Below are 18527 nucleotides of genomic sequence, written 5' to 3'. Positions count from 1 at the left end.
CGGTGCACCGGACGGTGCGGCCCGGCCCGTCTGGGCGCCGGGCCGCACTTTCGGATCAGATCAGCTCAGGCCCGCGATGGTGGTGCGGACCTTGCCGATGATCGCGTCGGGGATCGGGGCGTAGTCGTTGCTCGACAGGAGCTTCTGACCGTCCTCGCTGGCGATGTAGCTGAGGAACGCCTTGGTGGCGGGCAGGGTGTCCGCCTTGTTGCCCTTGTCGCAGACGATCTCGTACGTCACCAGGGTGATCGGGTAGGCGTTCTCGGCCTTGGTGGCGTAGTCCAGCTTCAGCGACAGGTCCTTGCCGGTGCCGACGACCTTGGCGGCCGCGATGTCGGCGGTGGCGCTCTCGACGGAGGGCTTGACCGGGGTCTTGGCGCCGGTGGCGATGGAGACGGTGTTCATGTCCTTGGCGTAGGACAGCTCGAAGTAGCCGATCGCGCCGGAGTTCTGCTTGACGCCCTGGGCCACACCGGCGGAGCCGGAGGCCGCCTGGCCGCCCTTGGCCTGCCAGGCCTTGCCGCCGGAGTACTTCCAGTTGTCCGGGGTGGTGGCGATCAGGTACTTGGTGAAGTTGTCCGTGGTGCCGGAGTCCTCGGAGCGGTGGAAGGCCTGGATCTTCAGGTCCGGGAGCTTCGCCGAGGGGTTCAGCTTCTTGATCGCCGGGTCGTTCCAGTTCTTGATCTTGCTGTCGAAGATCTGGGCGATCGTCGGGGCGTCCAGGACCAGGTTGTCGACACCCGGGACGTTGTAACCGAGGGCGATCGGGCCGCCGACCATCGGCAGGTCGATGCCCTGGCCGCCGGAGCAGACCTTCTGGGAGGCGGTGACCTCGTCCGGCTTCAGCCGGGAGTCCGAACCCGCGAAGGCGAGCTGACCCTGGTTGAAGGAGGTGACACCTGCGCCGGAGCCGCCACCCTTGTAGTTGATCTGCACGCCACAGGCCTGGGAGAACTCCTTGACCCAGGCGTCGATCGCGTTCTTCTGCGCGGAGGAGCCGTCTGCGAGCAGCTGGCCCTTGGCGTTGTCACACTTGATCGAGGAGGCGTTGGCCGAGCCGGACGCGTTGCCCGAGGCCTTGCTGCCGCCACCGTTGTCGTCCGAACCGCACGCCGTCAGGGCCAGGGCACCGGTCACGGCGATCGCACCGAGCGAGAGGGCCCGCAGCCGGTTCTTGCGCTGAAGCATCACTTTCGGGAGTTCCTTCCAGGAGCCGCCGCGGTCGGCGGCGTGCGAGGTATGGAGGAGCGCGAGCGCAAATGGCCGCGCTCCGCACCGTGCACGGCCGAAATTAGGCAGAACAGGTGAAGCCGCCGATGGCCGGAAGTGAACGGAGGGTGAACCCCTGCCGTCGGCCCGGTAAGGTCACGGAATGCTTACGGGGAGGGCACGTGCCGGTTCCGACCAACGGGTTACGCGGGACCGTCTTCGACGTTCGTTCTCCTGTGCGTGAACTGTTACGAACCAACGTGCCCGGGGGGTCGTCTCATTCCAGGACGGGCCAAGGAGGCGCGCGGAAAGGCGGCACAGGACGATGGGCATGGAACGGCGTACGTTCGTCGCGGGCGGCACGGCCGTACTGGCCGCAACCGCGTTGACCGGCTGCAGCTCGGGCGCGGGCAGGGCCGCTGCCTCGGCGAGCACGGGCTCATCCTCGCTCACGTCGCTCAAGACCACCAGTGCCAATGCCGCCGCGAGCTGGACGGCCCTCGCCCATGACCTGGACGGCACCCTGGTCCGGCCCGGCGACGCGGGCTGGAACACGGCCCACCAGCTGTACAACACCCGCTTCGACGCCCTGAAGCCCGCCGCGGTCGCCTATGTGGCCCACGCCGGCGACATCCGTACGACCCTCGCCTACGCCCAGGCCCATGGCATCCGGGTGTCCATACGCAACGGCGGCCACTCCTACGCGGGCTACTCCTCCGGCGACAACCGCCTCATCCTCGACGTGTCCCCGCTGAACCGCATACGCGTCTCCGGCGGACAGGCCGTCGTCGGCGCCGGCTCCAAGCTGATCGACGTCTACCGGGCGCTGGCCGCGAAGGGCGTGACCATACCCGCGGGCTCCTGCCCCACCGTCGGCGTCTCCGGCCTGGTCCTCGGCGGCGGCCACGGCGTCGCCTCCCGCGCCTACGGCCTGACCTGCGACAGCCTCACCCAGGCGACGGTCATCACGGCCGACGGCACCCAGGTGACGGCGAACGCGTCCTCGCACTCCGACCTCTTCTGGGCCCTGCGCGGCGCCGGCAACGGCAACTTCGGCGTCGTCACCGAGCTGCAGTTCAAGACCCACCCGGCCCCGCAGGCCGTGACGGCGTACATGACATGGCCCTGGTCCAAGGCCGCGGCCGTGCTGAAAGCCTGGCAGGAGTGGGGCCCGAGCCAGCCGGACGAGATCTGGTCCTCCCTGCACCTGGAGTGCTCACCGGGCCGCACCCCCACCGTCTCGCTGGCCTGCTTCTCCCTCGGCACCTACGGCGAACTGCAGAACGCGGTCGACCGCCTGGCCCACGCGGCCGGCGCGAACGCCTCCTCCGTCAGCCTGCGCCGCCGGGGCTACGAGGAGGCGATGGAGATCTACGCCGGCTGCTCCTCCTTCTCCACGGACGCCCAGTGCCACCTCCCGGGCTCCACCCCCGGCCACTCCCCCCAGGGCCGCCTCGGCCGGGAGACGTACGCGGCCCGCTCCGACTTCTTCGACCGCTCGCTGTCGGCGGCGGGCATCCAGACGGTGCTGCGGCAGATCGCCTCGGTCCGGGGCGGCGCGGGCAGCATCGCCTTCACCGCCCTCGGCGGCGCGGTCAACCGCGTCTCCCCCACCGCGACGGCCTTCGTCCACCGCCGCTCCCGGATGCTGGCCCAGTACATCGCGTCCTGGGGCGCGGGCGCCTCCGGCGCCACGGCCCAGTCCTGGCTCACGTCCGCCCACCAGGCGATGGCCCCGTACGCCTCCGGAGCCGCGTACCAGAACTACACCGACCCCACGCTGAAGGACTGGAAGAGGGCGTACTACGGGGACGCGGCGACCCGGCTCGGCACGGTGAAGAAGCAGTACGACCCGCAGAGGTTCTTCTCGTACGCGCAGGGGTTGTAAGACGGGCACGGGGGCCGCAGTGCCGTCGGCTACGCCGCGAGGTCCCGTTCCTCGGACTCCACCGGCGTCCGTGCAGGCGGAAGCACGGCCCCCGCGCGCCCCCCGCTCACCGATCGCTTCCGTACGACCCACCCCGCCCGGGGCGACCGCTCCACCGCCCGCATCAGCGGGGTGAGCAGCGCCATGGCCGGCGGGGAGAGCAGCAGGGCGACGGCCGTACCGAGCGCGAAGCCGCCGACGACGTCCGTCGGATAGTGCACGCCCATGTAGACCCGGCAGAAGCCCTCCAGCAGGGCGAGTCCGATGCCGGCGATGCCGAAGCGGCGGTTGGCGACGAAGAGGCCGACGCCCAGCGCCATGGTGATGGTCGCGTGGTCGCTGACGAAGGAGAAGTCGGTCTTGCCGGAGACGAGCACGTCGAGGCCCTGGTGGGCGACGAAGGGGCGGGGGCGTTCCACGAAGCCCCGGATCGGCACGTTGACCAGCACGGCGATGCCGGCCGCGAGCGGCGCCCACACCAGCCCGGCGACGGTGGACGCGGCGTCCTCGGCACCTCGGCGCCGCACGGACCACCAGCACCACAGCACGAGCAGCACCATGGCGAGCAGCAGGCCGTACTCACCGACGAACTCCATGGCCCGGTCGAACCAGTGGGGCGCGTCCTTGGCCAGGCCATTGATGTCGTAGAGCAGCTCGACGTCGGGGTTCGATCCGGATTCGGCGAGTACAGCCATGGTGCTGCGGCCCCTTCGTCGTCTACCGGACGCACCTCGTGTGCGCCGCTCCTACCCCCGTGGTTCGTAGATCCGCTTCCGCTGCACTGCCGTACTGCCCGTACTGACGTCCGCTCGGCTACGTCAACAGGAACGCACGGTCGCCGTCAATACGTTCCACTCTCCACTGAATGATCACGCAGACGTTATCGAAGAGAGACTCATCACCGCAGCTCAGGGGGTTGGTTCACGCTCGGTCACACCGTTTCAAACCGTCGTGGGGAGCGCTTTCGCGCCATCTTCGGTGACGCGCGTGGCGCCGAAGTAGTCCCGCGTGTCGATCGGGTCGAACCGAATGACCGCTCCGGTCCTCGGCGCGTCGATCATGTACCCGCCGCCCACATAGATCCCCACGTGATGGATGGCCCGTGAGTCGCTGGGATCGGTGGAGAAGAACACGAGGTCACCCGGGAGCAACTGGTCCCGCGACGGATGCGGCCCGGCGTTGTACTGGTCATTGGCCACACGCGGCAGCGCGATCCCGACCTTCGCGTACGCGGCCTGCGTCAGCCCCGAACAGTCGAACCGCCCACCCTGCTCGGCCGATCCCTCCCCGCCCCACAGATACGGCGTCCCCAACTTGCTCTGCGCGAAGGCGATGGCGCCGGCGGCCTGCTGGGTGGGGTCAACGCGGGTCACGGGCGCGGCGAAGCTCTTCGACAGAGTAGTGATCGTCTTCACGTAGTTCTGGGTCTCCTGGTACGGCGGTACGCCCCCGTACTTGATCACCGCGTAAGCGCCCGCGTTGTAGGCGGCGAGCATGTTCTCCGAGACGTTCCCGGGCACGTCCTTGACGTACTTGGCGAGTTCGCAGTCGTACGCGGCGGCCGACGGAATCGCGTCGTTCGGGTCCCAGACGTTGCGGACGCCGTCGCCGTTGCCGTCGACCCCGTGCGTCGCCCACGTCCCGGGGATGAACTGCGCTATCCCCTCCGCCTTCGCCGGGCTCACGGCGTTGGGGTTGAAACCGCTCTCCTGGTACAACTGGGCAGCCAGCAGGGCCGGGTTGAGGGCGGTGCACAGATTGCCCCACTTCTGCACCAGTGTCTTGTACGCCGCCGGAACAGCCCCCTTGGCTAGTCCCACACTGCCTGAGCCGACGCCGTTGGCGAGGTTGCCGGCGACGACGTACACGCCGACGACGAGCAGCATCACGAAGCTCAGGCCGAGCCCGACCGCGACGCCGCCCACCACCCACACTTTGCGCACGCCCCAACCCTCCCCCATATGCGGCCTGTTCAAGGCCACATTCTCGGCACGTCCGTACCCCCGGCCAACATTTCGGCCTATTCGCGACGCTCGCGTGGCCTGCCGGCCGACGACGTGGCAGCCCGCGCTCAAGGGGTCGCGCCCCTCTTCGACGGGCGCGCGGCCGCTCCGCACACCGGGAAGTCACCCTTGCCGACCTCAGCTCCGAACGGCTCGGGCAACGGCACCGGCTCCCCGAACTTCCCCGGCAGCAGGTCCTGGTAGGCGCCGTTGTCGAGCCGGCTGTGCAGGGCCCAGGTGGCCTTGTCGCGGATGCCTTGGGACTTCTCGGAAGGGGAGACGACCTCGACGGCGAACGCGGTGTCCCCCGGGGCCACAAGCCAGTCGTCGGCATGCTCCCGTTCCGTGGGCAGAACGATCAGACTCGGCGTCAGCCGTCGAGCTTCAGGGAGTCCAGCGGAATTCGGCCGTAGAGGGCGAGGACCAGCTCAATGGCCGTGTCTCGGGCGGAGGCATCGGCCGCGTCCGGGGCTTCGTCGGCGGCGGGCATGGTGCCGGGCGCGTGCAGGCGGGCGACCCGTGCGCCGTCGTCCGACAGCCAGTTGCGCCAGGAGCGGCCCTCGGTCGTGTGATAGTCGACGGCAGCAGGCTCGTGCGGCCAGGCGACCGTCGTTGTGCAGTTGGTGGACAGGAACTCCTCGACACCGTCGAGTGCCACCTCGTCCGTCAGCGACTGCGAGACGCCGTGCTGCGCAAGGTGGTTCCGCCGAAGGGCGCGCTGGCCTTCATCGCGATGTCGTTCGTCGTGGTCATCCTGGTGGTCTCCGACGGCAGCCTGTCCACCCCGCTCTCCCACCCGGGTGACTTCGGCCCCGACGCGCTGCTCCTCTTCGCCGCGCTGCGCTGGGTGATCTACGCCTCCGGTGCGACGTACTTCCCGGGCTGGTCGCCGATCAAGTACACCGCGCCCGCCGTGACGTCGATCCTCCCCGAACTCGCCTGCATGAGCGTCATCGCCGGTTTCGTGGGCGTCCTCGGCTGGACTTCGGCAACCGCTACCTCGGCCCGCTCAACGGTGTCCTTTCCATGGACGTCGTCCCGATCACCGCGTTCGTCATCTCGGCGCTGACCGGTGTGGTCCCGGCCTGCATGCAGGTGGTCGGCGCCTCGCTGACCGCGCTGGCGCTGATCTTCAACAACCTGTACCTGCGCCGGGTCGCCCAGCGCACGGCGGCGGCAGCGGCGGCGAAGGCCGCGGCCGCGAAGCCGGCGGTGACGGCGACGGACGGGAAGACCTCCCCGGTCGCGGCGAGCCGCTGATCGACCGACGGGCCTGCCGAACCGCGGCTGCCCGGGGGCGCACCCCCCGCGGCAGCCGCTTCCGTGTCCCCTGCTCTTCAGGGATCGCCGATCGCGTCCCTGTACAGCTCGGCGGCGCCCCTGCCCAGCACCACGCTGTACGACACGTCATCGGTCGAGCCGCCCTCCTCGTGGCCGCCGAGGATGCCGACGACCTGGTCGTCACCGTTGATCCAGGGGCTGCCGCTGGTGCCGCTGGTGAAGGCGGGGCAGTCGATGCGCTGCTGGGTGCGGCTGTGCACGGCCGGTTTGTTGGTGCATTTGATGGGCACCTCGCGCGAGTCGGGGTAGCCGATGACGGTCACGGCGGTGGCGCCGGTTGCGGTACCGGTGGTGAACCGACCGGCTCCGACGACGTCCTCGATCCGCTTGCCGTCCAGGTCGTCGACGGTGACGAGGGCCAGGTCGCTGTCCTCGTCCTGGTCCTTGGCCCAGCCGTCGGGCAGATAGCGCTTCCCGACCTTCCACACCCCGTGCGGCGCCTGTCCGTCCCGGTAGCCCGGCACGAACACCAGGTCGCTGTCGGCGCCGTCCACGCAGTGCGCGGCGGTGACGAGGAGGTTGCCCCGCGGGCTGTGCACGACCGAGGCCGTGCAGAAGTGGCCCCCGGACAGGTCCTCGGCCCGGTCCGCGCCGAACAGCGCGCCGACCCGCGCCGACTGCCGAGTGGCGACGGCATCGGCGGTGACCCCTAGGGGCCCCGGCCCGTCATCGGCGGCCGCTACGGACGCCGAGGTCAGGGCAAGCATCACCACGGCGCCGAGCAACGCGGGACGCGAGGTGACCATGATGCGTGAGATGCGCTTCATCAGTGCTCACTGTCCCCCACGAACGTGAGAATCCCGCCGCGACTTAACTGAGATTTTCCTGTGAAACCTCCCGACGGGCGCGCCCCTTACCGGCCATACCCCTCCGACCAGGTGCGATTACATGACGTCATGACCGGCTGACCGGCTTCAGCGCCCACTCCACTCCGGTCAGCTCCTCCGACAGGGTCCACAGGCGCCGGGCCGCCGCCGGATCACTGGCCGCCGCGCTGCGGCCGACCAGCGTGGGGGCGCCCCGCATCTCGCCGAGGCCGGCCGGGCCGACGTAGGACGCGCCGGGGAGGTCCTGGCTCGCGGCGTAGAGGGTGGGCAGGGCGCCGGCCTTGTCGCTCTGGGCGAACAGCCTGTTGCCGACCCCCATGGCACCCCTCATCAGCGGGTTCGCGTGGTGGCTCTGGAGGTTGGTGGCAGCCCAGCCGGGGTGCGCGGCCAGGGCCCGGACCGGGGAGCCGGCCTCGGTGAGACGGCGCTGGAGTTCCAGGGTGAACAGGAGATTGGCCAGCTTGGACTGGGCGTAGGCGCGGGTCGGCGTGTAGCGGCCGCGCAGGTTCACGTCCTCGAAGCTGATCACTCCGTCGCCGAAGCGGTGGGCGCCGGAGGCCACGGTCACCACGCGGTCCGTCACATACGGCAGCAGCAGGTTGGTCAGCGCGAAGTGACCCAGGTGGTTCGTGCCGAACTGCATCTCGAAGCCCTGCTTGGTGCGCTGCTCCGGCAGCATCATCACGCCCGCGTTGTTGATCAGCACATCCAGCGGGCGGTCCCAGCCGGCCGCGAACTCCCGTACCGAGTCCAGGTCGGCCAGGTCCAGGCGGCGCACCTCGGTGCTGCCGCTCACCTTCGCCGCGGCGGCGCCGCCCCGCGCGAGGTCCCGTACGGCGAACACCACATGCGCTCCGGCCCGGGCCAGCGCCTCGGCGGCGACGAAGCCGATGCCGCTGTTGGCGCCGGTGATCACGGCCGTACGGCCGGTCAGGTCGGGGAGGCGGGTCGCGTTCCAGTTATCGTTCATGCCCCCAAAGTAGGCACCGACAACAATGATGTCAATGACAACATCAGGTTACGATGGTCCGCATGCCGCGCATGTCCCCGTCACCGACGAACCGCCCCTACCACCACGGAGACCTGCGCGCCGCCCTGCTCAAGAGCGCCGAGCGCACCCTGCGCGAGAAGGGGGTCGGCGCGCTCTCGCTGCGCGAGCTGGCGCGGGACGTCGGGGTGAGCCACGCGGCCCCCGGCCGGCACTTCAAGGACAAGCAGGCCCTCATAGACGCCCTCGCGCTGGACGGGTACGAGCGCCTGAACCAGGCCCTGGGCGCCGCCGCCGGACAGCCCGGCCTCACCTTCGAGGGACGCATGGCGGCGCTCGCCCGCGCCTACCTCGGCTTCGCCGTCGAGAACCCGGAGCTGCTGGAGCTGATGTTCGCGCGCAAGCACGCGCCCGACAGCTCCGCCCAGCTCGCCGCGGCCGTCGACGAGTCCCTCGGCTCCTTCGCCCGCATGATCGCGGAGGCGCAGGAGCGGGGCGAGATCATCGCCGGCGACCCCGAGCGGATCACCATGATCGCCGCCGCGAGCCTGCACGGCCTCGCCGCCCTCATCGCCGCATGCGCGCTCGACGCAGAGGAGGCCATGAGCGGCCTGGACGAGCACGTCCATCTGCTGCTCCACGGCCTCAAGCCCCGCTGAACCCGCCGGGGTCGACCGATCCACCTCTGTGCCGTACCTGTGCCCCGGGTCAAGCCGCACCCAGCACGGTGCCAGCACACTGCCATCGACCAGCAATCCCCCAACCGCCTTGAGTAACGCGGAAGTCAGAATTCCGAAAGCCTCTTGTTGTCGCGTACTCAACAACGCGATGGTCGTCGCGGGCCGCCGCCCCCACCGGTCACCCACCGGTGGCCCCCACACCCGCAGGCCTCTGACCACCACTCACAGGAGGCTGTACCTTGCGTACGCCCGCTCCCAACTACCCCACATACTCGGCAGATGGCACCGGATCGGATCGGCCGCCGCGGCCACCGCCGCACTCCTCGCCGCCGGCCCGACCGCCGCGGCCCACGCCGAAGCCGCCACCACGTCCCACACGGCTCCAACGGCACCGGCTGGAACACCTACGGCGGCACCAGCGCCAGCTCGCCCATCATCGCCTCGGTCTACGCCCTCGCCGGCACCCCGAACAGCAGCGACTAGCCGGCCCAGTACCCGTACAACGCGGCCGGCACCTCCGCCCTCAACGACGTGACCGGCGGCAGCAACGGCTCCTGCGCCACGGCGTACTTCTGCACCGCCGGGTCCGGCTACGACGGCCCGCCCGGCTGGGGCACCCCGCAGGGCACGAGTGCCTTCGGCACGAGCTGAGCGCCACCGCCCGAACCACCCCGTCGGGTCACGGGGAGCCGCCGGTGTGAGGGGGACGTGGGGTCCCCTCGGCGGCACGGAAAGGAGAACGGGCCACGGCAGCCGGCCGTGGCCCGTTCTCCCCCACCGGACACCAGAAGCTGCTCACCGAAGGCGGCCGACGCCGCCACCCCTCCGCCTACAACGACCCGAACGCCGAGGCCGACCGCGCGAAGTACCGCTCGTACACGGCCTGTCCGCCTGCACCGCGGCCAACGGCTGCTTCAGGAAGGTCAGCCAGGCCGGCTCCACCACCTTCCTCCCCGCCAACGACGCCGGTTGGTCCGAGGAGAGCTCCCTCGACCTCGACATGGCCTCCGCCGGCTACGACGCCGAGTACCCGGCCGCCTCCAAGTACGTGAGGGCGGTGGGCGGCACGGCCCTGCCGAAGTCCTCCTCGACGAGCCGCGGCTGGACGGAGACGGACGGCGTCCCGGTCCACCGACTCCTACGGAGTGACCGCCGGCCGGCACACCTTCGGCGGCACCAGCGTCGGCTCGCCCGTCATCCCCGCCGTTTACCCCCTCGCCGGCACCCCGTCAAGCGGTAGTTACCCGGCCAAGTTCCCGTACTCCGCGGCCGGCACCTCCGCCCTGAACGACGTCACCAGCGGCTGCACCGCCCAGTCCGGCTACGACGGCCCGACCGGTCGGGGCACCCCGGCGGGCGTGACGGCCTTCACCGGCTGACCGCACCCACTGCTTCGCAGGCCACCGGCCCCGACGGCACCCGCCGCCGGGGCCATGTCCTGTTCCCCGCCCCCACCCATGAGAACATCATCTCGACGCCTCACCCGACCAGCCGTCAGAAACCGTGCCAGGTCGTAAAGGACGACAACGACCCAACCACACGACAGGTTCCGGTCGGATCTCGTTGCCCGGCGTGACCTGCCGTGATACACAGAGTGACCGTACGCGCCATTCGTACGAAACCCGCCAGCCAATGACGTCAAGTCGACATACGACCGCGAAGTTGTCGGCGACAATGAGACCTGCCCTCCGCGCACCGCGGGGGCCACGCGGAACTATCCACCAGGGGCGGTGACTTACATGCTCTTTGCGGCCGACAAGGGAGACATCAACACCATCATCGGCGGGATCGCTCCGAACTGGGGCCCCTTCGGCAGCCTGGGCAACGAGGCGAAGGTGATGATCGAGGTGGTCATGGCCGTGGCCATCCTCCTGTGCCTCGGCATCGCGGTATGGGGCGCGGCCAAACAGCGCATCGGCGCGACCGCCCTGCGCGACACCTTCAGCGCCGAGCAGGGCAAGGGCCTCATCGTCGCCGGCCTGACCGGGGTGTTCATCATCGGTTCCCTCGGCACCCTGTTCACGATCGTGTACGGCATGGCGGTCTGAGTCCCTGAAGGTTGCGTCTCCCTGATGTCGAGTCACCACACCGCGCCCGCGCGGCAAGCAGCACGGCTACCGTCGTACGCCTACGAGGGTGAGGGAGCGCGCACGCCATGACCTCCGGAGACGACCAGGCCTACACCGACTACGGCGACACGGGCCACACCCGCACCCGCCTCCCCGAAACCGACCCCTACGGCGGCGCCCCCCGCCGAGGCCCCCACCGCTCCTCCTCCCGCTCCCTGGTCACGGTGGTCGGCGTAGTGGTCCTCCTCATCGCCGCGATCGCTTTCGCCAACAGGGGGGACGGTTCGTCGACCGACGACTCGACCGCGAAGAACCACAAGCCGACAACGGCGCCCACGGACGCCAGCGGAGCACGTCCCGTGGACACCAAGACCGCCGGCGTACCGACCGGATTCGCCCACACGGAGCAGGGTGCGCAGTCGGCCGCCTCGAACTACGCCGTGGCGCTGGGCTCGACGGGCATGTTCAACAAGGACAGCCGCGACTCCCTCCTGCACCTCCTCTACACCTCCGAAGCGGCGGCCAGACTCCAGGGACAGATGGACCAGGCCTACTCGGCCGACTTCCTCGCCACGATGGGCCTCGACGCCTCGGGCAACCCGCCGAAGGGCAGTACGTTCGTCTCCCGGGTGGTCCCGGTCGGCACGACGGTCCAGCACTACACGGAGAACGATGCCAAGGTTGCGGTCTGGTACCTGGGGCTCATCGGCATGGCCGGCAACTCCTCGACCGACCCTGTCACCTCGTCCTGGAAGACCTGGACGTTCGACCTGCAGTGGTCCGGGGGCGACTGGAAGATCACCTCCGACGCCCAGAAGGACGGCCCCGCACCGGTACCCGGCGACGACAAGGCCGCCACCTCCGACGAGATCAGCAAGGCCATCGAAGAGTACGGAGGGTTCACGTATGCCCGGTAGCCCGCGACGTACGCTCAAGCTCGCCGGAGTCGTGACAGCCGTACAGACCACGGCCGTACTGCTGGCCACACGTGCCGTCGCCGCGCCCTCACCCGGCCCCTCGCCCGCACCGTCGAAGAAGTACAACTGTGACGTCATCTCCGGCGAGGCCAAGAAGTACTGCGAACGCGGCAACACCTCCGGCGGCTCAGGGGGTTCCAACCTCCCGGACGACTCCACCCTCGACCCCCTGTCCTCCCTCGCCAAGGGCTGTGCCGAAGCCGCGTCCTGGACCATCGGGAAGCTCAGCAAGGCCGTGAAGGAGACCGCCAACGTCGACTTCACCAATCCCAAGTTCCTGCAGCAGTACGCGATCGTCTTCGCCGCGTCGACCATCCTGACCCTGCTGCTGTGGCTGCTGGCCGTGGCCAAGCGCGCGGTGCGCGGTGTGCCGCTGACCACCGCCATCTCGGAAGCCGTCGGATTCCTGTGGCTGACGGTGCTCGCCTCCGCCTTCACCCCGCTGATCCTCTACACGGTCGTGTCCGCGACCGACGGAGTGACCGACGTCCTCGCCAAGGCCACCGGTGACCAGGCCGACACGTTCTTCGGCACCTTCTCCGGCGCCCTCGGCAAGGGCACCGACATCGGCGGCGGCCCGATCATGCTGATCGTGGTCTCCCTGGTCAGCATCCTCGCCGCCGGCGTCCTCTGGCTGGAACTGGTCATCAGGGCCGCCCTCCTCTACGTCGGCGCGCTCCTCGGCACCGTCGTCTACGCGGGACTGGTGGACAAGAACCTGTGGGGGCATGTCCGGCGCTGGGCCGGAATCATGATCGCCGTGATTCTCGTCAAGCCCGTCATCGTCATCGTGCTCGGGCTCGCCGGCGCCCTGTCCAGCGGCAACGGCCCCGACGCCTTCTCCGCCGTCGTCTCCGGCCTCGCCATCATCCTGCTCGCCATCTTCGCCAGCGCGATGATCTACCGCTTCGTCCCCGGCTTCGGCGACGAGATCGCGAACGGCCGCAACAACCGCATCATGCAGGGCGCCGAAAGCAAGGCCGCCGCCGTCATCAGCTCCCCCGCCACCCTCGTCGCCCAGGGCATCAAGACCCACAGCACCCGCGCCGACAACAACGGAGCCGGCGCGGGACAGGCCGGCAGCAGCACCCCACGCCCGGCCAACCCCGCCACCGGCGGGGTCGCCGCCCACAGCAGCCGCCCCACCGGGGGCGGCGGCGGAGCCGTCCCCTCCGCCACGCCCGCGCCCCGCGCGCCCAGCCCGGTCAACACCCCGCACGCCGGCAACGCCCGCAACGTCAACCGCACGGGAGGTGAAGGGCGTTGACGACCGAGTCCCACCTGTCCCATCCGGTCACGCCCCGCCGTACATATCTCATCGGCCGCGCCCGGCCGAACGCGATCATCGGCCGCAACCGCGAGTCCGGCGAGATCGCGCTGATCGTCGCGGGCGCGTTCCTCGGCATGATGTGCGGCCTCCTCGTCCCGGTCCTGTCCCTGCGGATCGTGCTGCTGATGGGCTTCCCACTGCTCGCGCTCGCCGCGGTCTACGTGCCGTACAAACGCCGCACCTTCTACAAGTGGTTCGAGATCAACCGCAGCTACAAGCGGACCGTCAAGAGCGGCGCCCACTACCGCTCGGCCGCCATGGAAGCCGGCACGCGCCTCGACGGACGCGAGGTCGAGATCGGCCCGCCCCCGGGCATCGGCCGCATCACCTGGCTCGCCGCCCCCTTCGGGCCCGACGAGATCGCCGTACTCCTGCACGCCGACCGCAAGACCGTCACCGCCGCCATCGAGATCGAGGGCCCCGGTGTCGGCCTGCGCGACTCCGAGGACCAGGAGGCCCTGGTCGACCGCTTCGGCACCCTGCTCAAGCACGTCGCCAACGGCGACGGGTTCGTCACCCGGCTGCAGATGCTCGCCCGCACCCTGCCCGCCGATCCCGACGCCCACGCCAAGGACGTCGCCCAACGCGGCGACCCCCGCTCCCCCGGCTGGCTCCAGCAGTCGTACGACCAGCTGCAGTCCATGGTGTCCACCAGCAGCGAGCAGCACCGCGCCTACCTCGTCGCCTGCATGCACTACAGCCGCGAACTGGCCGCCGAGGCACACGCCATGGCCCGCGCCGTCCGCGCCCGCGGCACCAAGGTCGACCGGGACTCGGGCCTGGCGGTGGTCATGGCCCGCGAGCTGACCGACATCTGCTCCCGGCTCCAGGAGGCCGACATCCGGGTCCGCCAGCCGCTGGGCCAGAGCCGGCTCGCCTCCCTCATCCACTCCATGTACGACCCCGACCACCCCATCGACCACATCCAGGCGATGACCAAGCGCAACGCCTGGCCGGCCGAGCTCGACGCCATGGAGCCCACCTACCTCCAGGCCAAGACCCGCGAGTCCAACACCCGCGCACCCTGGTGCCACGCCACCGCCTGGGTGAAGGAGTGGCCCATGACCCCGGTCGGGGTCAACTTCCTCGCCCCCCTCCTCGTCCACACCCCGGACGTCATCCGAACGGTCGCGGTGACGATGGATCTCGAACCCACCGAGGTAGCCATCGAACGCATGCTGACCGAGAAGACCAACGACGAGGCCGAGGCCTCCCGCGCCGCCAAGATGAACCGCACCGTCGACCCCCGGGACGTCGCGGCGCACAACCGCCTCGACCAGCGCGGCGAAGACCTCGCCAGCGGCGCCGCCGGCGTCAACCTCGTCGGCTACATCACCGTCTCCGCCCGCACCCCGGAGGCCCTCAACCGCGACAAGCGGACGATAAGGGCCTCCGCCGGCAAGTCGTACCTCAAGCTGGAGTGGTGCGACAGAGAGCACCACCGCGCCTTCGTGAACACACTTCCCTTCGCCACCGGCATCCGAAGGTAGGGGCTGATTCACCGATGCGGGATCCGCTGTCCGTCCTCACCGACACCTTCACCTCCTTCCTCTTCGGGAAGGTCGAGACGACCCGGCTGCCGGTGCGCACCTCCACGGGCCAGGCCCAGGCGGTCTATCTACCCACCGCCGCGCCCGGCCTCGGCGACTCCGGTGTCATCATCGGCCGCGAGGTGTACTCCGGAAAGGGCTACATCTACGACCCCTTCCAGCTCTACGGCCAGCAGCTCCCGGCTCCGCACTGGCTGGTCCTCGGCGAATCCGGCAACGGCAAGTCGGCCCTGGAGAAGACCTACGTCCTGCGCCAACTACGCTTCAGGGACCGCCAGGTCGTCGTCCTGGACGCCCAGGGCGAGGACGGGGTGGGTGAGTGGAACCTCATCGCGGAGGAGCTGCGGATAACTCCTATCCGGCTGGACCCCATGGCCGCCCTGGACCACGGGATCCGGCTCAACCCGCTCGACCCGGCGATCACCACCACCGGGCAGCTCGCGCTGCTCCGGACGATCATCGAGGTCGCCATGGGCCACAGCCTGGACGAACGCTCCGGCTTCGCCCTCAAGGTCGCCCACTCCTTCGTCAACGAGACGATCGTCGACCGCCAGCCGGTCCTCTCCGACATCGTCGAGCAGCTACGGCACCCCGAGCCGGAGTCGGCCGAGGCGATGAACGTCGCCATAGACGACGTACGGGCCTGGGGCCTGGACGTGGCCCTGGTGCTGGACCGCCTCGTCGACGGTGACCTGCGCGGCATGTTCGACGGCCCGACGACCGTGGGGATCGATCTGGACGCCCCGCTGATCGTCTTCGACCTCTCCCACATCGACCGCAACTCCATCGCCATGCCCATCCTCATGGCGATCGTCGGCGTCTGGCTGGAACACACCTGGATCCGCCCCGACCGCAAGAAGCGCATCTTCCTGGTCGAGGAGGCCTGGCACATCATCAACAGCCCGTTCGTGGCCCAGCTGTTCCAGCGGCTGCTGAAGTTCGGCCGCCGGCTGGGGCTCTCGTTCGTGGCGGTGGTGCACCACCTGTCCGACGTCGTGGACGGCGCCGCGGCCAAGGAGGCGGCGGCGATCCTGAAGATGGCCTCCACCAGGACCATCTACGCCCAGAAGGCCGACGAGGCCCGGGCCACCGGCCGGGTGCTGGGTTTGCCGCGGTGGGCCGTGGAAATCATCCCGACACTGACGCCCGGCATCGCCGTATGGGACGTCAACGGCAATGTCCAGGTGGTCAAACACCTGGTCACGGAGACGGAACGCCCGCTGGTCTTCACCGACCGCGCGATGACCGAGTCCTCCAGCGACTTCACGGCCGACGACGCCCTGCGCGCCGCTGAGCTGGAGGCCGAGCAGCGGGCCGCGGCCTTCGTGGAGCAGCATCTGGGCGACTCCGAGTCGACGGTGGCGTAGGGGCGCGAAGGACAGGGGAGGAACGGGTGAGACCGGACGCTCGTGATCGCCGCGAGGACCGCCGGGAGGGCCAGGGCGGCATCCCCGACGGCCTGCTGATCGGCATCCTCGCGTTTCTCCTCGGCATGACGTTGCTGGTGTGGACGGCCACGGGCCTCGCCGCCCTCTTCGCCAAGGGCGCCTGGCCCCATGGCGTCACCTTCACCCGCACGCCCCTCGCCATGCGCCACCTCATCGGCGAACCCCACGACATCGCCGGCGCCTGGCCGGACACCCCCGCCTCCCAGCTCTCCGGCTGGGGCCTGTTCTGGGGTCTGTTCATCGGCCAGTTGATGATCCTGTTCGTCCTCACCGTGTTCGTGATGGGGGCGGTGGCGAGATGGCGGGCGGGGAGGGCACGGGCGCGGGCCCAGAAGCCGATGCCGACGGCGCCGGAACAGCGGTACGAGGTTCCGGTAGCGCGGTACGAGGTGCCGGTAGCGCGTACGGAGCCGGAGCCTACGGAGGCCGTCCAGGCCCCGCAGCCTCGTGTGACCCCACCGGATCCGGCACCGCAGAAGCCCTTGGCTCCCCTCTCGGCCGACGGTGAAATGGTGGACGGGTCGGAAACCGCTCGTCCCCATGGCCCGGTGCGCTACGCCCCACCCGCAGCCCGCCAGACGGCCGCAGCGCAAGCCGTACGCGACGCGGAAGGCCCCGCCCTGGTCGTCACCTCGAACCCCGCCCTCTGGTCCGAGACAAAGGACGCCAGAGCCAAACTCGGCCCCACCCTCCTCTACGACCCCACCCACCTCTGCGACACCCCGGCCCGCCTCCACTGGTCCCCCACCACCGGCTGCGAGGACAAACAGACCGCGCTGAGCAGAGCCACCGCCCTCCTCGGACCCGTACAGCCCACGGCCAGGATCGACCAGACCGTGGCCGACACCGCGGTGACGCTCCTGCGCAGCTACCTGCACGCCGCAGCCCTGGAGAACCGCACCGTCCGCCACGTCCACCGCTGGTCCCAGGGCATCCAGGTCCAGGACGCCGTACGCACCCTCCGCACCCACCCCAAGGCCGCCCCCGGCGCCGCCGGCGAACTCGAGGCCGCGCTCACCGCACACCCCGAGCGCCGCGACATCGCCCAGGAACTGACCAACCGGGCCCTGTCGGCCCTGTCCACGGTGAACATCCGTGAGGCCTGCACCCCGAACCGAACAGATGCCCTGTCACTGGATTCTTTCGTCCACGAAGGGGGCACGCTTTATGTGGTCGGTGAATCCATCGAGGACCCCAGGAGCAATCCCGGCGCGATGCCGCTCCTGACGGCCCTCGTCTCCAGCGTGGTCGAGCGCGGCCGGCGCATGGCCGAACGGTCATCCTCCGGTCGGCTCGACCCACCACTGACCCTGGTCCTGGACGACATCGCGGCCGTGGCCCCGGTCCCCCAGCTCCCCGACCTGCTCGCCACCGGCACCGAGCAGGGCCTGCCCACCTTCGCCCTGCTCCGCTCCCGCGAACAGGCCCGCTCCCGCTGGCCGCACCGGGAACTACCCGTCTAGGACGGCCCCTGCAGCACGAACTCCAACTCGTTCTGCCCCGCGTCCCGCACGAACGGCACGACCACCCCGCTCGGCACGAACCCCGCCTTGCGGTAGGCGCCCTGGGCGCGTTCGTTGTCCTCGTGTACCAGCAGCCGCACCCGCTCGGCACCCCGCTGCCGCGCCCACTCCACACCGGCGTCGAGCAGGGCCTTGATCAGCCCGTTCCCGCGGTGCTCGGGCCGGACGAACACCCCGACCACATGCCCCTGCCGGCACTCGACGGCCAGTCCGGCCCAGTCCTTGGTCCCGGCCTCCTCGATGAGCACGGTGACCGAGCCGGCCCAGGTCCCGTCGGGCGTCTCGGCGATGAACTGCCGGGCTGCCGTGGACCCTTCCCCGGATCCGACCGCGCGGTCCTGCCAGAACACGTCCGCGCGTGCCTCCGCCTCCTCGTACGTCTCCAGGAAGGCGAGGCCCGCGCTCGGGTCCCGCAGCGCGTCCAGGCGCAGTTGCTTCACTCGGGGCCAGTCGTCGGGTCGTATGGCGCGGATGAGGTAGTCACTGCTGGTCGAGGTGCTCATGTGGGCCACCGTAGTGCCGCCCGTCGTCAGTGGCATCCCATATTGGGAAACGCTGTGAAACGCAGAAAGGCCCACGCCATCCGGCGTGGGCCTTTCCCAAGAATTGTTCGGCGGTGTCCTACTCTCCCACAGGGTCCCCCCTGCAGTACCAT

General features: G+C 70.0%; 18 protein-coding genes and 2 pseudogenes. 12 read left to right on the top strand and 8 right to left on the bottom strand.

Annotated elements, in window-relative coordinates; translation table 11 throughout:
* Positions 1–60 precede the first annotated feature (60 nt).
* Positions 61–1191, bottom strand: a complete 1131-nt coding sequence (gene pstS / locus ACZ5NH_RS36135; protein WP_388630945.1) for a phosphate ABC transporter substrate-binding protein PstS — start codon at positions 1189–1191, stop codon at positions 61–63.
* Between the two features lie 349 nt (positions 1192–1540).
* Here pstS and ACZ5NH_RS36130 point away from each other — a divergent pair, with 349 nt between their 5' ends.
* Complete coding sequence (locus tag ACZ5NH_RS36130) at positions 1541–3097, top strand: FAD-binding oxidoreductase (protein ID WP_468781385.1); 1557 nt, start codon at positions 1541–1543, stop codon at positions 3095–3097.
* 29 nt (positions 3098–3126) lie between these two features.
* Here ACZ5NH_RS36130 and ACZ5NH_RS36125 read toward each other — a convergent pair whose 3' ends face one another.
* The 4 genes from ACZ5NH_RS36125 to ACZ5NH_RS36110 all read right to left on the bottom strand — a co-directional run bounded on the left by ACZ5NH_RS36125 (position 3127) and on the right by ACZ5NH_RS36110 (position 5797).
* Positions 3127–3831 carry a phosphatase PAP2 family protein gene (locus ACZ5NH_RS36125; RefSeq protein ID WP_388630951.1) on the bottom strand — a complete coding sequence of 235 codons (705 nt, stop codon included), beginning with the start codon at positions 3829–3831 and terminating at the stop codon, positions 3127–3129.
* A 246-nt stretch (positions 3832–4077) separates the two neighbouring features.
* Entirely contained in the window at positions 4078–5097 is a 1020-nt protein-coding gene (locus ACZ5NH_RS36120) for a C40 family peptidase (protein WP_451554736.1), read from the bottom strand.
* A 110-nt stretch (positions 5098–5207) separates the two neighbouring features.
* A complete protein-coding gene (locus tag ACZ5NH_RS36115; protein WP_468781383.1) occupies positions 5208–5456 on the bottom strand; it encodes a hypothetical protein in 249 nt (82 codons plus the stop codon).
* Positions 5457–5509: 53 nt separating this feature from the next.
* Entirely contained in the window at positions 5510–5797 is a 288-nt protein-coding gene (locus tag ACZ5NH_RS36110; protein ID WP_468781381.1) for a hypothetical protein, read from the bottom strand.
* Between the two features lie 27 nt (positions 5798–5824).
* Between ACZ5NH_RS36110 and ACZ5NH_RS36105 the strand changes: the two genes are divergently transcribed.
* Both ACZ5NH_RS36105 and ACZ5NH_RS36100 read left to right on the top strand, forming a co-directional pair.
* On the top strand, positions 5825–6208 hold the full coding sequence (locus tag ACZ5NH_RS36105) for a hypothetical protein (RefSeq protein ID WP_468781379.1): 384 nt from the start codon (positions 5825–5827) through the stop codon (positions 6206–6208).
* Positions 6166–6399 carry a hypothetical protein gene (locus ACZ5NH_RS36100; protein ID WP_468781377.1) on the top strand — a complete coding sequence of 78 codons (234 nt, stop codon included), beginning with the start codon at positions 6166–6168 and terminating at the stop codon, positions 6397–6399. Before ACZ5NH_RS36105 ends, ACZ5NH_RS36100 begins: the two co-directional genes overlap by 43 nt.
* 77 nt (positions 6400–6476) lie before the next feature.
* On the opposite strand, the gene ACZ5NH_RS36095 is transcribed toward ACZ5NH_RS36100, so the two are convergent.
* Positions 6477–7247, bottom strand: a complete 771-nt coding sequence (locus ACZ5NH_RS36095) for a trypsin-like serine peptidase (protein WP_388630963.1) — start codon at positions 7245–7247, stop codon at positions 6477–6479.
* A gap of 127 nt (positions 7248–7374) precedes the next feature.
* Positions 7375–8277, bottom strand: a complete 903-nt coding sequence (locus ACZ5NH_RS36090; RefSeq protein ID WP_468781375.1) for an oxidoreductase — start codon at positions 8275–8277, stop codon at positions 7375–7377.
* Positions 8278–8330: 53 nt separating this feature from the next.
* On the opposite strand from ACZ5NH_RS36090, the gene ACZ5NH_RS36085 reads away from it, so the two are divergent.
* The 9 genes and pseudogenes from ACZ5NH_RS36085 to ACZ5NH_RS36045 all read left to right on the top strand — a co-directional run bounded on the left by ACZ5NH_RS36085 (position 8331) and on the right by ACZ5NH_RS36045 (position 17812).
* Entirely contained in the window at positions 8331–8954 is a 624-nt protein-coding gene (locus tag ACZ5NH_RS36085) for a TetR/AcrR family transcriptional regulator (RefSeq protein ID WP_468781373.1), read from the top strand.
* Between the two features lie 396 nt (positions 8955–9350).
* Positions 9351–9626: pseudogene (locus ACZ5NH_RS36080) on the top strand (peptidase S8); the annotation flags it as partial.
* Positions 9627–9802: 176 nt separating this feature from the next.
* A pseudogene (locus tag ACZ5NH_RS36075) lies at positions 9803–10354 on the top strand (hypothetical protein); the annotation flags it as partial.
* Between the two features lie 360 nt (positions 10355–10714).
* The gene (locus ACZ5NH_RS36070; RefSeq protein WP_190181597.1) at positions 10715–11023 is read left to right on the top strand and encodes a hypothetical protein; all 309 of its coding nucleotides are present in this window, start codon (positions 10715–10717) and stop codon (positions 11021–11023) included.
* A gap of 107 nt (positions 11024–11130) precedes the next feature.
* A complete protein-coding gene (locus ACZ5NH_RS36065; RefSeq protein WP_468781371.1) occupies positions 11131–11961 on the top strand; it encodes a DUF8175 domain-containg protein in 831 nt (276 codons plus the stop codon).
* Positions 11951–13288, top strand: coding sequence for a hypothetical protein (locus ACZ5NH_RS36060; RefSeq protein WP_468781369.1), 1338 nt, complete (start codon positions 11951–11953; stop codon positions 13286–13288). The genes ACZ5NH_RS36065 and ACZ5NH_RS36060 overlap by 11 nt, the downstream gene beginning before the upstream one ends.
* Positions 13285–14841 (top strand): SCO6880 family protein, encoded by a 1557-nt coding sequence (locus ACZ5NH_RS36055; protein WP_388630977.1) that lies wholly within the window; start codon positions 13285–13287, stop codon positions 14839–14841. Before ACZ5NH_RS36060 ends, ACZ5NH_RS36055 begins: the two co-directional genes overlap by 4 nt.
* A 14-nt stretch (positions 14842–14855) precedes the next feature.
* The gene (locus ACZ5NH_RS36050) at positions 14856–16268 is read left to right on the top strand and encodes an ATP-binding protein (RefSeq protein WP_388630980.1); all 1413 of its coding nucleotides are present in this window, start codon (positions 14856–14858) and stop codon (positions 16266–16268) included.
* 26 nt (positions 16269–16294) lie between these two features.
* Complete coding sequence (locus ACZ5NH_RS36045; RefSeq protein ID WP_468781366.1) at positions 16295–17812, top strand: type IV secretory system conjugative DNA transfer family protein; 1518 nt, start codon at positions 16295–16297, stop codon at positions 17810–17812.
* On the opposite strand, the gene ACZ5NH_RS36040 is transcribed toward ACZ5NH_RS36045, so the two are convergent.
* A complete protein-coding gene (locus ACZ5NH_RS36040; protein WP_468781364.1) occupies positions 17809–18375 on the bottom strand; it encodes a GNAT family N-acetyltransferase in 567 nt (188 codons plus the stop codon). The genes ACZ5NH_RS36045 and ACZ5NH_RS36040 overlap by 4 nt on opposite strands.
* Between the last annotated feature and the right edge of the window lie 152 nt (positions 18376–18527).

The organism is Streptomyces sp. NPDC031426 (genome assembly GCF_055581585.1).
The sequence above is the reverse complement of the archived record's forward strand: the minus strand, read 5'-3'. Positions and strand labels throughout refer to the sequence as shown.

Excerpts from the sequence above, each read along its gene's own strand:
- ACZ5NH_RS36130 (WP_468781385.1), top strand. The coding sequence starts at position 1,541 with ATGGAACGGCGTACGTTCGTCGCGGGCGGCACGGCCGTACTGGCCGCA.
- ACZ5NH_RS36125 (WP_388630951.1), bottom strand. The coding sequence starts at position 3,831 with ATGGCTGTACTCGCCGAATCCGGATCGAACCCCGACGTCGAGCTGCTC.
- ACZ5NH_RS36120 (WP_451554736.1), bottom strand. The coding sequence starts at position 5,097 with ATGGGGGAGGGTTGGGGCGTGCGCAAAGTGTGGGTGGTGGGCGGCGTC.
- ACZ5NH_RS36100 (WP_468781377.1), top strand. The coding sequence starts at position 6,166 with ATGGACGTCGTCCCGATCACCGCGTTCGTCATCTCGGCGCTGACCGGT.
- ACZ5NH_RS36095 (WP_388630963.1), bottom strand. The coding sequence starts at position 7,247 with ATGAAGCGCATCTCACGCATCATGGTCACCTCGCGTCCCGCGTTGCTC.
- ACZ5NH_RS36090 (WP_468781375.1), bottom strand. The coding sequence starts at position 8,277 with ATGAACGATAACTGGAACGCGACCCGCCTCCCCGACCTGACCGGCCGT.
- ACZ5NH_RS36085 (WP_468781373.1), top strand. The coding sequence starts at position 8,331 with ATGGTCCGCATGCCGCGCATGTCCCCGTCACCGACGAACCGCCCCTAC.
- ACZ5NH_RS36070 (WP_190181597.1), top strand. The coding sequence starts at position 10,715 with ATGCTCTTTGCGGCCGACAAGGGAGACATCAACACCATCATCGGCGGG.
- ACZ5NH_RS36065 (WP_468781371.1), top strand. The coding sequence starts at position 11,131 with ATGACCTCCGGAGACGACCAGGCCTACACCGACTACGGCGACACGGGC.
- ACZ5NH_RS36060 (WP_468781369.1), top strand. The coding sequence starts at position 11,951 with ATGCCCGGTAGCCCGCGACGTACGCTCAAGCTCGCCGGAGTCGTGACA.
- ACZ5NH_RS36050 (WP_388630980.1), top strand. The coding sequence starts at position 14,856 with ATGCGGGATCCGCTGTCCGTCCTCACCGACACCTTCACCTCCTTCCTC.
- ACZ5NH_RS36040 (WP_468781364.1), bottom strand. The coding sequence starts at position 18,375 with ATGAGCACCTCGACCAGCAGTGACTACCTCATCCGCGCCATACGACCC.